General features: G+C 49.7%; 10 protein-coding genes. 6 read left to right on the plus strand and 4 right to left on the minus strand.

Annotated elements, in window-relative coordinates; genetic code table 11:
- Window positions 1–17 precede the first annotated feature (17 nt).
- From CIK99_RS02910 to crcB, 3 genes are read right to left on the minus strand one after another with little or no spacing between them, the layout of a single operon-like run.
- Window positions 18–1,352 carry a glycoside hydrolase family 105 protein gene (locus tag CIK99_RS02910; RefSeq protein WP_094379670.1) on the minus strand — a complete coding sequence of 445 codons (1,335 nt, stop codon included), beginning with the start codon at window positions 1,350–1,352 and terminating at the stop codon, window positions 18–20.
- Window positions 1,353–1,354: 2 nt separating this feature from the next.
- Window positions 1,355–4,264, minus strand: coding sequence for a DUF6250 domain-containing protein (locus tag CIK99_RS02915; RefSeq protein WP_094379583.1), 2,910 nt, complete (start codon window positions 4,262–4,264; stop codon window positions 1,355–1,357).
- Window positions 4,265–4,280: 16 nt separating this feature from the next.
- Window positions 4,281–4,643 (minus strand): fluoride efflux transporter CrcB, encoded by a 363-nt coding sequence (gene crcB / locus CIK99_RS02920; protein WP_094379585.1) that lies wholly within the window; start codon window positions 4,641–4,643, stop codon window positions 4,281–4,283.
- Window positions 4,644–4,936: 293 nt separating this feature from the next.
- Here crcB and CIK99_RS02925 point away from each other — a divergent pair, with 293 nt between their 5' ends.
- On the plus strand, window positions 4,937–5,992 hold the full coding sequence (locus tag CIK99_RS02925) for a glycoside hydrolase family 43 protein (RefSeq protein ID WP_094379587.1): 1,056 nt from the start codon (window positions 4,937–4,939) through the stop codon (window positions 5,990–5,992).
- Between the two features lie 127 nt (window positions 5,993–6,119).
- On the opposite strand, the gene CIK99_RS02930 is transcribed toward CIK99_RS02925, so the two are convergent.
- A complete protein-coding gene (locus CIK99_RS02930; RefSeq protein ID WP_094379589.1) occupies window positions 6,120–7,118 on the minus strand; it encodes a family 43 glycosylhydrolase in 999 nt (332 codons plus the stop codon).
- A 355-nt stretch (window positions 7,119–7,473) separates the two neighbouring features.
- On the opposite strand from CIK99_RS02930, the gene CIK99_RS02935 reads away from it, so the two are divergent.
- The 5 genes from CIK99_RS02935 to CIK99_RS02955 all read left to right on the plus strand — a co-directional run bounded on the left by CIK99_RS02935 (window position 7,474) and on the right by CIK99_RS02955 (window position 14,385).
- Complete coding sequence (locus CIK99_RS02935; protein WP_144007877.1) at window positions 7,474–7,980, plus strand: sigma-70 family RNA polymerase sigma factor; 507 nt, start codon at window positions 7,474–7,476, stop codon at window positions 7,978–7,980.
- A gap of 139 nt (window positions 7,981–8,119) precedes the next feature.
- Window positions 8,120–9,457, plus strand: a complete 1,338-nt coding sequence (gene gdhA / locus CIK99_RS02940) for an NADP-specific glutamate dehydrogenase (RefSeq protein WP_094379593.1) — start codon at window positions 8,120–8,122, stop codon at window positions 9,455–9,457.
- A gap of 21 nt (window positions 9,458–9,478) precedes the next feature.
- Entirely contained in the window at window positions 9,479–10,210 is a 732-nt protein-coding gene (locus tag CIK99_RS15700) for a septal ring lytic transglycosylase RlpA family protein (RefSeq protein WP_254047702.1), read from the plus strand.
- Between the two features lie 120 nt (window positions 10,211–10,330).
- A complete protein-coding gene (locus CIK99_RS02950; RefSeq protein WP_094379595.1) occupies window positions 10,331–11,413 on the plus strand; it encodes an SGNH/GDSL hydrolase family protein in 1,083 nt (360 codons plus the stop codon).
- Window positions 11,410–14,385, plus strand: coding sequence for a PEP/pyruvate-binding domain-containing protein (locus CIK99_RS02955; protein WP_094379597.1), 2,976 nt, complete (start codon window positions 11,410–11,412; stop codon window positions 14,383–14,385). The genes CIK99_RS02950 and CIK99_RS02955 overlap by 4 nt, the downstream gene beginning before the upstream one ends.
- Window positions 14,386–14,410: the final 25 nt, after the last annotated feature.

The following is a 14,410-nucleotide window of genomic DNA, read 5'->3' on the forward strand; positions in this document are numbered from 1 at the left end:
TTGAGCTAAGCTCGTTTTTATTTTACATAAAAAATAGGTTCATCGGTGCCGGGATCTTCGGGGTAGAAATGTACGGCACTGTCGTTGGTCTTGATGCACAGTGAGTCGAGGAGGCAGATGATTTCAGCTCCAGCCCATATCACGGGGCCGTAGCCATGGGCAGCATAGTTGTTTACCGGGCGATAGGCATAGAACGCAGGGTCGAAAGCCAGTCCTGTGCCTACGCATGTGCCTTCCACTTGTCCATTGGCGGTGATGTGAGCGTTGACGTAATGCCAAGCCAGCAGCGTTTGTCCGACGTATGGCTCAGGTTCGAGCCATCCCTTGTTGATGGCATGAGCCAGACAGTATGCATAGATGGCGGTGCAGGATGTCTCGAGATAGGTGTCGTTGCGGTCGAGGAGTTGATGCCATGCGCCGTCGTGTGACTGTAGTGCAAGAAGCCCAGCAAGGTGCTGTTTGAAGCAGTCGAGGACGAAAGGGTCTTCCTTCACGTCGAGCAGTTCGCAGGCGGTGAGGAGCGCCCATCCGTTGGCGCGTCCCCAGAAGAACGATGGGTGGTAGTTGTCGGCCGTAGGTGTCCATCCGTGTCGGTAAAGCTGTTTGTCGGCCACCCACATCTTTTCGCGGAACAGTCGGAACTGCCTTACGGCCTCGTCCCAGTTGCCGTTGAAGGCGAGGGCCGGTATTCCCATGAACATGTCGTCGAGCCACACAGTGTTTTTTACAGGACGGAGTCGGGCGAACTGTCCGTCGGTGTATCTGTATTCCTTGTTGGCGATGAAGTCGTAGTATCGGTCGATCTGTTCGTCCCACAGTCGGGGCTGTTTTATGTCCAATGACTTATATCCGGTGTTTCTCGCCTTGATCATCGCGCTGCAGATGGCTCCGCAGTCGTCGAGGGCGTCGGGGGAGACGACTTGTTCCATGAGGTTGTCAATCTGTTCGCCTTTCTCTTTCATTTTGATAAAGCGTGGCGCTTGTTCGGCGAGGAAGTTCATGCGATCGACGGCGTAGCGTGTGTAGCGTGTGTCGCCGGTGAGTTCGCCTGCCCTCATCATGGCGGAATAAGTCACACCCCATTCGTATGACGTGAGGCGGAAGTCGCCGCGTCGCAGCTGTTTGCCCGAGACGTCGAGTTCGGCGAATGTCGTCCTGTCGAGATAGTCGAATATGCGGTCGATGCTTGCCTTCACCTCTTTTTTGTCGGGCACACCGTAGGGATAGGTGTATGCGGGCTTCATAAGGTGGAGTGGGGCGGTGGCGTCGTTCACCACCTGTTGTGCGCTGACAGTGAACGAAGCGAGTGTAATGATAGTTGTGAGAATAGTTTTCATTGTTTGAATGTTTATTGTTAATAAAGTCTTATTGTCTCTTGCATGAAGATGGCATCCATGGTCCATGTGGCGCAGTCGTTAGTCCAGAGTGAAGGTTTTGGTGCGAGGGGGAGATTTTCGAGCAGACTGTCCCATGCCTGTTGTGCCAATGGAGCCATTCCTTGCCATGCAGCCCATGCCTGCAGTCTGGGGATGCGGAACTTGTTGTGTTTTATCTTCCACGCCATCTCCTTGTAGGTGCTGTTATGTTTCCCCCAGCAGTAGAAGAACTCGGGACTGTCTATGGAAAGCATCATTTCGCCCATAAGTTCGAATCCTCCCATGATAGGCATCAGGTGATTGGTGGTTTGTGCGTCGGGCATATCGGTGGAAAGGATGCCGGTGGCGGGGTCGTAACCCAGGGCCATGGGACCTTGGAAGAATCCGTGTGGCAGACGTGTGATAGAAGTGATGCCGGCGAGAAGCTTGTCGTGGTGGCGTCTGCTTCCAGTGCGCTCCCATTCGGTAAACCAGTTGCTTGCATATCCCATCCAGTCGGGGCCGATTCTGAGTCGTGCCGGTGCCGAGCAGGGATAGAGGCTGCGTGGCTGTGCGAGGCGCATGGGGTCGAGGGTGTAGAGCAACGTGTCGGCGTCAGCCACCTCGTGCATTATGTCGCCCAGACGTTCGTCGGCCGTGAGGTAATAATAGAATCTGTTCCACCATGCTTCGCTGATGCGCGATTCTTTGGCTCCGCATCCCCAGTGAACCACATTATGTCGGGAGCCGAGACCGGCGTGAGGGCCAATGTGGTAAGTATCGACCTCTGAGCAGTGGCGTGTCATGGCCACGGCCATTCGCCACACCTCGGGGTCGGCAGTGCGCAGGAATTGGTACCAGAACATGGTGGGTGAGGCGAGTTCGGTGTTGTCCCATGCATATCCGCCCACGTCGTATCTCCACTCGTCGCGTGAGCTGTCATAGGCGTGCATCACGTCGCCGTAGTTGAAATATCCGTACCATCCGTGGCGTTCTATTTCGGTCTTATAGAAGCGCATGATACTGTCGAGGGTGTTTTCCACAAGACAGTCGCGTGGCGTCAGCCGTACGGGCAAGCTCCAAATGCCGAATGCCCTTTTGCGGTGCAGGTATTCGGGTGTGGGAAGCATCTGTGTATCGTTGTCTGTTTCGGCGTCGATGAAGATGGTAGATGTGCGAGCGATGCCCCATGCGGTGCTCATGCCTGGTTGCACGTCTTCGTAGGCCGATTCGAGACTGTGGGCGACGGTGTCATAGTGTTCGAAGCTGAAAGGTTCTGCCTCGGGCGAATAGAGGCTGATGGTCACGATGGCGGTGTCGGAGCGCATCTTGTCAACGACAATAGTTGAGGGATAGCTCTGCCAGAAGTCTTTCAGACGGAAGGAGGAAAATGAGCTGTTGTCGCCAACGGTGACGAGACCGTTGCTTCTTGTCCCCTCGATGGTTCCTATCCATGGCGACCTTTCGGTGGCTCGTTTGCGTATGGAGTATCCATTTGGCGACAGTTGACTGAGTCTGAAACAGTCCCATTTTGCTATTTGTGTCAGTGTTACCTTGGTGATGCTATCCATTTGATCGAGATCAATCTTGCGTCGTGCGATGAGAGGCTGTACCGACATAGGTTTGTGATCGTCGAATCTTACATAGCGTTGGTAAGCTTCGCCGTGCATGGGGACACGGAAGTGGAGCGACAGCTCGTTCAGTCCTTCTCTGTTGAGGGCGCTGTCAACGAGTAGCGTGTGGACGAGTTTCTTCTCTTTGCTCCCCTTGTATGAATAGGTTCGGATGATGAAGTTCTTTCCGACGTATTTTTCAACAGTGCATATCCTTCCTTGCCTTTCGGTCTCATGACGCAGCACCGGGCAGATACGATGGTTGAGGGTGACGTAGAAAGAAGGGAAGGCGGTCGCCTTGTCATTAACTTCAGTCTTGTTCTTGTCTTTAATGTTTTTCTTGGCCTTAGAGCCTTTTCCCTCTGCAAAGGATTTGGTGAGAAGGCAAGAGCCAGTGCCATTAGGTATTACAGCCGTGAACGAAAGCCACTTGGCGCTACCGTCGGGCCATGATGCCAACCTGCGGCTCTCAAAAGGCAGACGCAAACCTTTGTCGGTGGTTAGGGTAAAGTCCTCGCCTCGAGTCTCGCCCTGTGCGAAAGGCACGCCGAAGGTCTGCGGTCCTTGTCCTTTTGCTCCTATCCATGCGATGGTGACGCCTTCCTTGTCGGGGTCGGAGCAAGTATATCTGAAGTTTCTCATTTGGGCATGAGACAGCGTGGTGCGGAAACCGAAATACCCTCGTGTCAGTGGTCGTGGATCGACATAATCTACGAGACATTCGCCGTCGATGAAGTATTTTACCCGTCCGTCGATTACCTCGATTCGTATGCTGTACCAGTGGTCGCCCTTTATCAGGTGGGCAGGGTCGGTATATTCCTTAAGGATGACGGGGCGCAGCCAAAGACTGTCGGTGGTCATCGGGTAGCCGGTATATCGGCGGAAGCGGGTTGTGGTGTTCCAGTTGCCGCCATATCCCATATAATAAAGTCTCAGGGCGTAGTTGTTGACGAACTTGCCTCCGCAGCCGCCACATCGTTCCGCCATCCAGAAGCAGTTGAGATCGCTGATGCGATTGTTGCCTTTGTCGTCTTTGAAACGAGGGTCGCTGACGATGCGTGCCTCGTATTCGATGACGGTGTTTCCCTGCATGAGGTTGGTGTTCCAGAGCGTGAGTCCCTTTGGTGCGACGATATCGATTATCCCGTCACGGTTGGTGACTGTCGAAGCCTTGTCTTCCGCCTCCATCCACCAGTCGCCCTTGTCTTTTGCCGATGCCTGGTCGGTGGAGAATAGGAGAACTGCTAATATTAGCGACAGCCTAATGATAAGTGATGATTTTGTCTTAGTATTCATAGCGTTTTTTGAGTTATTAACTGAGTTTGATGGCAATCATGGTCATTGTCACGCCTATGACGATGCTGCTTGCCACGTATGCCAATGCCGTGGCTACATGGTCAGAGGATAGGAGCTGGAAGGTCTCGTTGCTAAAGGTGGAGAAAGTGGTGAAGCCGCCACAGAGACCCACTACCAACAGCAACCTAATCTCCTCTGTCAGGTGCCATCGGGCGATGGCAGCCGTGATGAGCCCGATGAGCAAGCATCCGATGATGTTTGCTGTGAAGGTGCCCCATGGGAATGAGCCTTGGCACGAACCGCTGACCATCCTTCCTACGAGATAGCGGAGGACGCTTCCTACGCCTCCTCCAACGAATATCAACAAGAGGTGATTCATGACATTTCTTTTTGTTAGGACTGCAAAAATACAGATTATTTTGCAAAAATACACATCGTTTCCAAATAAATAATGTTAAATGGGGTGAGATAAATAATAAAAGCATTACCTTTGCATAAGGAAAGTTGCATTTGACTTCGTCGACCTCTGTCGCGACTCGGAATAGCTCGAGTAAGCTCGGCTCTTCACTCGCTGCTCCATCGGTTCGGCAAAACAATCAAGCGAGTTTGTTGATTTTGCGCTCGACTTGCATTCCCTTTGCAAACATTTACAAACTAACTAATAACATACAAATGATACGAAGAATAAGAAAACAACTACTTGGCTTTGCAGTTTTTACGGTTTCTGCCACCGCCATTGCCCAAAATCCTCAGAAAGGTGATTATGGCTATCTCTTCTGCCACATGAGCGACCGCGGAGAGTGGACGGCATACGCCGTGAGTCGTGACGGAATGAACTATCACGACATCATCAATGGTGACAGCATCTTCTCGCCATACGAGCATGCGAAGATAGAAGGAGGAACGCGCGACGCTTACATCTGCCGCACGCACGATGCCAAGGGATATCTCATGGTGACAACCGATATGTGTGTGAGGAAGAGCAAGGTCTGGGACAACTATGGAATCAATCTGCATCGCTCAGACGACCTTGTCAACTGGCAGTCGGTGACGTTTGATTTCCGCAGTGGTTCGTCGATATTCTGCGATCCAGAGTCGCCCGATGTGTATAATGACTGGTCGAAGGTGAACCGCGTATGGGCACCGCAGATATTCTGGGATCCTTCCTATCGTTGGCCCGACGGTACCGAGGGCGGTTACTTCATCTATTATTCCATGTGGAACCGCGAGGAAGAGGCTTACGACCGTATGTACTATTCGTATGCTGACCTGTCGTTTACTCGTATCACAAAACCACGACTATTGTTTGACTGGGGGTATGCTACCATCGATGCCGACATCAACTTGCTGCCTTCAGACAATCTCTATCACATGATGATAAAGAAAGAGGGCGGGCGTCCCGGATTGTTTACTTCTACCGCCCCGTCTCTTACTGGCCCGTGGAGCTTGCCTGTGGACGACGACTATGTTGACTTCGAAGGAAATAAAAAATGCGAGGGAGTGTCAGCCTTCCAACTTGTCGGCGATGATACGTGGCGAATAGGGTATATCGAATATTCGTCGCGTCCGAAGCATTACCGCATCTGCCGTGCCGATCGCAACATGCGCAATTTCTCCGACCCTGTAGATATAAAAGGAGTCAACGGTCCGCAGCATGGATCGTTTATGAGGTTGACAAAGAAGGAATATAAGAGACTTGAGAAGCTAAACAAGAAATACAAAAGGTAACTCGACTTCCCATACATACTTGGCTCCTTTCCCCCTCCCCTGTTGAGCATAAACGAAATAGCAATATATATAATAAGGTGTAACTGACGAGTTAACAGGCAAACGGCTTGTCAACTCGTCAGCTACATTATAACGTCGGTTTCACCTTGACGATGTTCCCTTTCTTGTCGAAAGTCATACGGTCAATACATACCTCGCGATGATATCCCGGACCCTTGGCACGATCTATGTAGTCCTTGTTGATGCGGTGATAAACAATGTACCACTTGTCTTTGCCAGGCACCTTTAGCACAGAATTGTGGGCGGTACCGTAGATCTGCTGTCCAGGATCTTGCTTAAGAATGATAGGATCGTCGGCCACCTTGATTGGACCTAAGGGCGAGGAGGACGTGCCGTAGCATACGTGATAGTTAGGCGACCCGGTGTCATCGACTGACCAGAGGAAGTAGTATTTCCCCTTTCTGTAGAACACGTATGGAGCTTCCCGATATTTCCATGTCTGGAGAGTGCCGCCTTCAGGTGTCATCACCTTGATGGTCTCCTTCTTCACGGTGGTCATGTCGTTCTCAAGTTCGGCTCCCGCCATATAAGCGTTGCCCCAGTAGATATAGTATTTCTTCGATTTCGGGTCTTGAAACACGTCCACGTCAATCTGTTGTCCCCATCCAACCGGACTGTCGCTAATGATAGGCTGTCCGAAATCCACAAACGGACCTGTCGGCGAGTCGCTCACGGCCACTCCAATCTCCTTCCTCTTCCCCGCGTTGGCACTGAAGTAAAGATAATACTTGTATGTCCCGTCCTTCTGCCTCACCTCGATAGCGGCTGGAGCCCATGCGTTGCCCATCGCCCATTTTACCTGCTCGCTCTTTACATCGAGCACTTGTCCTTCGTCGGTCCATCTCTTGAGATCGGGAGATGAGAAGACATTAAATGTCCATCCGCCCCAACGCTCATAGCCGTCGGTGGTGCTGTAGATGTAATATTTGCCAGTCATCTTTGAGTAGAGGATCTCAGGGTCGGCATGAAACTCGGGAAGAATAGGATTGGAGGTCTTAGCACTTTCTTGCGCCGTTGCCATCGACAGCGACAATGCCGCAACGGCAGTAATGAATAGTTTTTTCATGAGTTGAAACGATAGCTTGTTTGTTAGTACTTATACGAAATTTTTGCAAAGTTACACATTCATTTCCGAATATGCAAGCGTTTAAGTTTTTTTTATTATCACTTCATGTCACCCGCCATTTACCATGTGTCGTCTTGTTTCCCGTGTATGGATAAAAGACCGTGATTTGCTGAAACGGAGGCATAGATGTAACAAAAAACTTTTGAAAATGTAACAAAAACCAATGCCATTTGTTACTTTTGTGTATTTTTCACCTAAAAACGTTTGTAAATTACGATAAGATTTGCTAAATTTGCAGTGTCGCTCGTGCGCTATTGCACAAGCCCTACATATCGTGCCAAACAAATATCAAGCAATGCAAAAGACCACAGAAGACATCATAACCGAATACTATGTAGCCAATCTCAACGAGCTTCGGCTATATGCCAATAAGATACTCGACGACCTCGAAGACGCAAAGGATGTCGTCCAGGAGTGTTTTGTGCGCATGTTAGGTATGAAACAGTCCATCATTCCACTCACCCTTCCCGCCATGGCCCACTCCATGGTGAGAAACAAGGCGATAAGTATAGTGAGGCGAAAGGCTGTGGCACGACAATATAATAAGACGGAGACGGCGGTAGCAGAAAGGCAGGCTGAACATACAGAACTACGCCTTGTGATGGCAGACATGGTGAATGTAGCCGAAAGCAAGATAGCCTCCTTGCCGCCGGCATACAGACAAATCTACGAGATGAACCTCTACGACGGGATGCAAGTAAAGGAAATATCCGAAACGCTCGGATTAAAGTATAAATACGTGGAGAAAAAGCTCGGAAAAGCCCGAACTTTGGTGCGCAAAGGTTTAAGAAATGTTGTTTAATGCCAATAATTAACAAAATGTAAGTTAAAGACCAAAAATATTACCCGAAACATTTGGAGGATTGTGGAAAATAACCTAATTTTGCGGCATATATATTACACATTGACATTTAGTGAAACAATTTTAAAAACCTACCGTTATGGAAGTAGAAAAAATTATGCAACAGTTGGAGCAGAAGCACCCTGGTGAATTGGAGTATCTGCAGGCAGTGAGAGAAGTCCTCTTGTCAGTTCAAGATGTGTACAACCAACATCCAGAATTTGAGAAGGCAAAGATTATCGAGCGCATAGTAGAGCCCGAGAGAGTGTTGACATTCCGCGTGCCTTGGGTTGACGATAAAGGCGAAGTACACGTCAACATCGGCTATCGTGTGCAGTTCAACAGCGCCATCGGTCCGTATAAGGGCGGTTTGCGCTTTCATCCTTCTGTAAACCTATCTATATTGAAGTTCCTTGGCTTTGAGCAGACTTTCAAGAACGCACTCACCACTCTGCCGATGGGCGGAGGCAAGGGAGGTTCAGACTTCTCTATCCGTGGACGTTCAGACAATGAGGTAATGCGATTCTGCCAAGCCTTTATGACTGAACTATACAAGGTGATCGGTCCGTCTGAAGACGTTCCAGCAGGAGACATCGGTGTGGGAGCACGAGAGATCGGCTACCTCTTCGGCATGTATAAGAAACTGAAGCACGAATGGAGCGGTGTGCTAACTGGAAAGGGACTCGAATGGGGCGGCTCAAAGATTCGCCCTGAGGCAACAGGTTTCGGCGCACTCTATTTCGTTGACGAGATGTTGCAGACTCATGGTCTCGATATTAAGGGCAAAACAGTGGCTATCAGCGGATTTGGCAACGTGGCTTGGGGAGCGGCAACCAAGGCGACACAATTAGGTGCCAAGGTAATCACCATTTCGGGTCCTGACGGCTATATCTATGATCCCGAGGGCATCAGTGGAGAGAAAATCGACTATATGCTCGAGCTTCGTGCCAGCGGAAACGATGTCTGCGCTCCTTACGCAGAGGAATTCCCAGAAGCTACATTCGTTCCTGGCAAGCGCCCATGGGAAGTGAAGTGCGATATCGCACTGCCATGCGCTACACAAAACGAGGTGAGCGGTGAGGATGCCGATGCTCTTCTGGCCAACGAACCATTGCTCGTAGCCGAAGTGTCTAACATGGGCTGTACTGCCGAGGCTGTTGACAAGTTTATCGCTGCAGGCCAGCTATTTGCTCCTGGCAAGGCAGTAAACGCCGGCGGCGTTGCCACATCAGGTCTTGAGATGACACAGAACGCCATCCGTCTGAGCTGGAGCGAGGAAGAGGTGGACAAGAATCTACATCAGATCATGCACAATATCCATGAGCAGTGTGTCAAGTACGGCAAGGAGCCAAACGGATACATTAACTATGTCAAAGGTGCCAATATCGCTGGCTTTATGAAGGTTGCCAATGCAATGATGGCACAAGGAGTCGTATAATATTAATAATTGGAATTAGGAATGAGGAATTACTGCGCAAACCGAAAGTTTAACATAGGACTGCTTATATTAGCATTCCTCATTCCTAATGCCTTATTCCTAATTCCTTATTCTTCATACGCTCAAGAACCACAGAAGGGTAAGGCCTCTTATTATTCAAAACGCGCTACCGGAACCCGCACAAGCAGTGGAGAACGACTGCATCACGACAGCCTCACATGCGCACACAGGACACATCCATTTGGTACGATGCTGAAGGTGACTAACATACAAAACGGGCGCACAGTGGTGGTCAGAGTCACCGATCGCGGTCCGTTTGGACGAGGACGCATAATCGACCTCTCTTATAGGGCTGCACGCGAACTCGGCATATTGTCGCAAGGAGTGGCAATGGTCACCGTTGAACTTGCCAACGAACTCATCATTCCCTTCAAGCCGAAGGAAGACAAAGCCGTATATGAGATCGACTTCGAGACACCAGCTCCAGAGCCTTCCATCACTCCTATATGGCAAGAGCTGAAAGAGGCACATAAAAAACCGTCGAAACCGCTCAACAAGTTGGGCGACAAACGTCAGCATGCTACAGGCCATGTCACACAACAAACCACACAATCGTTGGCGCAAAAGCATAAAACGGCAAGTCTTGACAATGGTACAAAAGGCGCCGAAAAGGCATCGACAAACGTTTTTGATGAGATAGACAAGAACCCTAACAAATCGCGTGTCTCGCAAAAACGCACTGCCGTAAGGTAATATTCACCTTGCAGCTAACACTTTTTTCGTTCGAAAAGTGATTTTTTCCCTCTATCTTTGCTCATAATTGAAAAAAAATGTGTAAGTTTGCAGCGTCGAACTAATAACATTACTTTAATTATGAACAAGAAACTATTGTCAATAGCTTTACTTCTATTCCCCATAATGGCACTTGCCGCAGGCAAAAACGTCAAGGCAAACGATAAAGCCGTCTCTTTCATCGGACGTACTGAGACACTTGCCGACGGCAGCGTGAGATACGACTGGGTGGGAACATACCTTCGTACAAGATTCACAGGAGGAAACATAGCCGTCATCGCCTCAGAGACAGGCACAAGCTACTACAATGTCATCATTGATGGAAAGGTAACAAAGAAAATGAAGATTACGGGAACAAGTCCGCAAAAATACGTGCTTGCCAGCGATCTCTCAAAAGATTCACACGAACTGATGTTGCAGAAATGCACAGAAGGCGAATATGGTTGTACCACAATACATTCCATAGAAATAGCTGACAATGGCACACTGACACCAGTAGAACCGAAGAAACGACTCATCGAGGCTTACGGCGATTCATACACCTGTGGCTATGGTACCGAGGGACGCACAGCAAGCGAACGGTTCAGACTCGATACCGAAAACTGCAACAAGGCATATATCCCTATCATGGCACGCTATTTTGACGCCGACTACCGCATCATAGCACACTCTGGCAACGGTATGGTGAGAAACTGGGGTGACAAGAAACAACAGTCGTCCGTCAACATGTCAACACGCTACACACAACTATACGACGACTTCTCAACTAAGGCCTTCGATTACAACCAGCGACGACCAGATATCGTCACCATCAATATCGGAACCAACGATTTCTCGCCTACGGCAATACCCGAAGCACAGAAATATGTGGCGGCATATATCAAGATGATAGAGACTATCAGCAAACGATACGACAACGTGCCTATACTTTGCATCACACCACATTCTTCCAACCACTATCTGCGTGCAGCCATACAGCTGCTCAAGGAGAGCACTGCAAACATCTATCCTAACGTGCATTTTGCAATGCTCATGAATAATATCATCAACGACGATGTGGATCTTGGATCGGACTGGCATCCCAACTATCAGGGACAGACAAAGATAGCCATGACACTGATACCGCAAATATCAAAGATAATGCATTGGGAGGTGAAAGAATGAACACAAACATACCACAGGAATGGAATAAATTCTATCTACGAGATGTTTCGTTTGTCAACCTCATGACACGACGCATCTTCAACGTGCTCATCGTGGCCAATCCCTACGACGCTTTTATGCTCGAAGACGATGGACGAGTGGATGAGAAGATCTTCGACGAGTATATGGACCTCGGACTACGCTATCCACCCACCTTCACACAGGTGAGTACAACGGAAGAGGCCAACCAAGTGCTGCGCAGCACGGATATCGACCTCGTGATATGCATGCCGGGTAACGCCGACAACGACGCCTTCGATGTGGCACGTGCCGTAAAAGCAGACTCGCCCGATATCCCTTGCGTCGTGCTCACACCTTTCTCACATGGTATCACCCGACGTATGCAAGACGAAGATCTCTCGATGTTCGACTATATCTTCTGCTGGCTTGGCAACACCAATCTCATACTCTCAATAATAAAACTGATAGAGGACAAGATGAATATCGACCACGACATCAACGAGGCCGGGGTGCAGATGATACTGCTTGTAGAAGACAGCATCAGGTTCTACTCATCCGTTCTGCCAAACCTCTATAATTATATACTACAACAGAGCAAGCGATTCTCTACCGAGGCTCTTAATCCGCATGCCGCATCGCAACGAAAACGAGGACGACCAAAGGTGGTGCTCGCAAGAAACTATCAGGAGGCAATGGCGCTTTATGAGCGTTATCATGACAACACCCTTGGCGTCATCAGCGACACGCGTTTCCCCATGGACGGAAACAAAGGCAGTGAGAAAGAGGCTGAAGCAGGATTGATGCTCCTACGTGAGATAAGACGACGCGACGAGTTTGTGCCGCTCATACTGCAGAGCTCGGAAAGCGAAAACAGGAAAAAGGCTGAGGCAGAGGGATTCCGCTTCGTTGACAAAAACTCAAAGAAGATGAATATCGATCTCAGAAATCTCATGGAGACACACATGGGATTCGGCGATTTCATCTTCCGCAACCCGAAAACACAAGAGGAGGTGATGCGCATCCATTCGCTGAAGGAACTTCAAGACAATATCTTCAAGATACCCGACGACTCGATGCTTTACCACATCTCGCGCAACCACATGAGCCGCTGGCTCTGCGCACGTGCCATCTTCCCCGTGTCGGAATTCCTGAAACACGTCACATGGCATAAGTTACAAGACGTGCAGGCGCATCGTAAGATTATCTTCGATGCCATCGTACAGTACAGACAGATGAAAAACATAGGCATCGTCGCCGTCTTCGACCGAGGGAAATTTGATGCCTATAGCCATTTCGCGCGTATCGGCGACGGGTCGCTCGGAGGAAAAGGACGCGGATTGGCTTTCCTCGACAATATCATCAAACGTCATCCGGAGATGAACCAACTGCCAGGAGTACAGGTGTCGATACCACGTACCGTGGTGCTTTGTACCGACATCTTCGACGAGTTTATGGACAAGAACAACCTCTATCAGATAGCACTGAGCGACGCTCCTGACGATGTCATACTGAGTCACTTCCTCCACGCCCAACTGCCAGACTCACTGATAGCCGACTTCTTCACGTTCTTCGACGCCGTCAAGTCACCAATAGCTGTACGCTCGTCGTCGCTGCTCGAAGACAGTCATTACCAGCCGTTTGCCGGTATCTATTCCACATATATGGTACCTTACCGTGAGGATAAATACGAGATGCTGCGAATGCTTGCCTGCGCTATCAAAGGCGTCTATGCCTCAGTGTATTATAAGGACTCGAAAGCCTATATGACTGCCACAAGCAACGTTATCGACCAAGAGAAGATGGCAGTTATTCTTCAGGAAGTGGTGGGAAAACAGTATGGCGACCGGTATTACCCAAACTTTAGCGGTGTGCTACGCTCCATAAATTATTATCCTATCGGCGACGAGAAGGCAGAAGAGGGCATAGCCAGTCTCGCCTTGGGATTGGGCAAGTATATTGTCGATGGAGGACAGACACTTAGGGTTAGTCCGTATCATCCTCACCAGGTGCTGCAGACAAGCGAGATGGAAACTGCATTGCGCGAGACACAGACACGATTCTATGCTCTCGACATGAAAAACGTGAGCGAAGACTTCAAGGTGGACGATGGTTTCAACATACTTAACCTGCGCGTGAAGGAAGCCGACAAGGACGGCGCGCTCAACTATATAGCTTCTACCTATGATCCTTATGACCAGGTAATCCGCGATGGCATCTACGAAGGCGGACGTAAGGTTATCTCCTTCTGTGGAGTACTCCAACAAGGCGTGTTTCCACTTCCCGAACTGTTGCAGATGGCACAGACTTTCGGGGCAGGAGATATGAAACGACCAGTGGAAATAGAGTTCGCATGTAATGTCAATGCCGACCGGACAGGCGAGTTCTATCTGCTGCAGATACGACCTATCGTCGATAGCAAACAGATGCTTGACGAGGACGTGGCGGCTATTCCTGACGACAACTGTCTGCTACGCTCATACAACTCCCTCGGACATGGCATCAACGAGGATGTCTGCGACGTGGTTTATGTGAAGACCGGCGACGACTTCACCGCAGCTAACAATCCTGCCATCGCCGAACAGGTGGAACGCATTAACCGGCGGTTCCTCGACGAGAAACGTGGATATATCCTCGTGGGACCAGGACGATGGGGGTCAAGCGACTATTGGCTCGGCATACCAGTGAAGTGGCCGCACATTAGTGGCGCACGTCTTATCGTGGAGTCGGGATTGAAAAACTATCGCGTTGATCCAAGCCAAGGAACACACTTCTTCCAGAATCTCACCTCCTTCGGTGTTGGCTATTTCACCATCAACACTTACAACAACGACGGCATCTTCCGACAGGATATCCTCGACCAGATGCCTGCCGTGGAAGAGACAGAATTCGTGAGACACGTCCGCTTCCCGCATCCTTTGAAGATAATGATGGACGGGAAAAGGCAAATCGGAGTGGTGGTGAATGAAAATTGAAAAATTGAATTATTGAAATATTAAA

It is taken from the genome of Prevotella sp. P5-92 (genome assembly GCF_002251245.1).
GTDB lineage: Bacteria > Bacteroidota > Bacteroidia > Bacteroidales > Bacteroidaceae > Prevotella.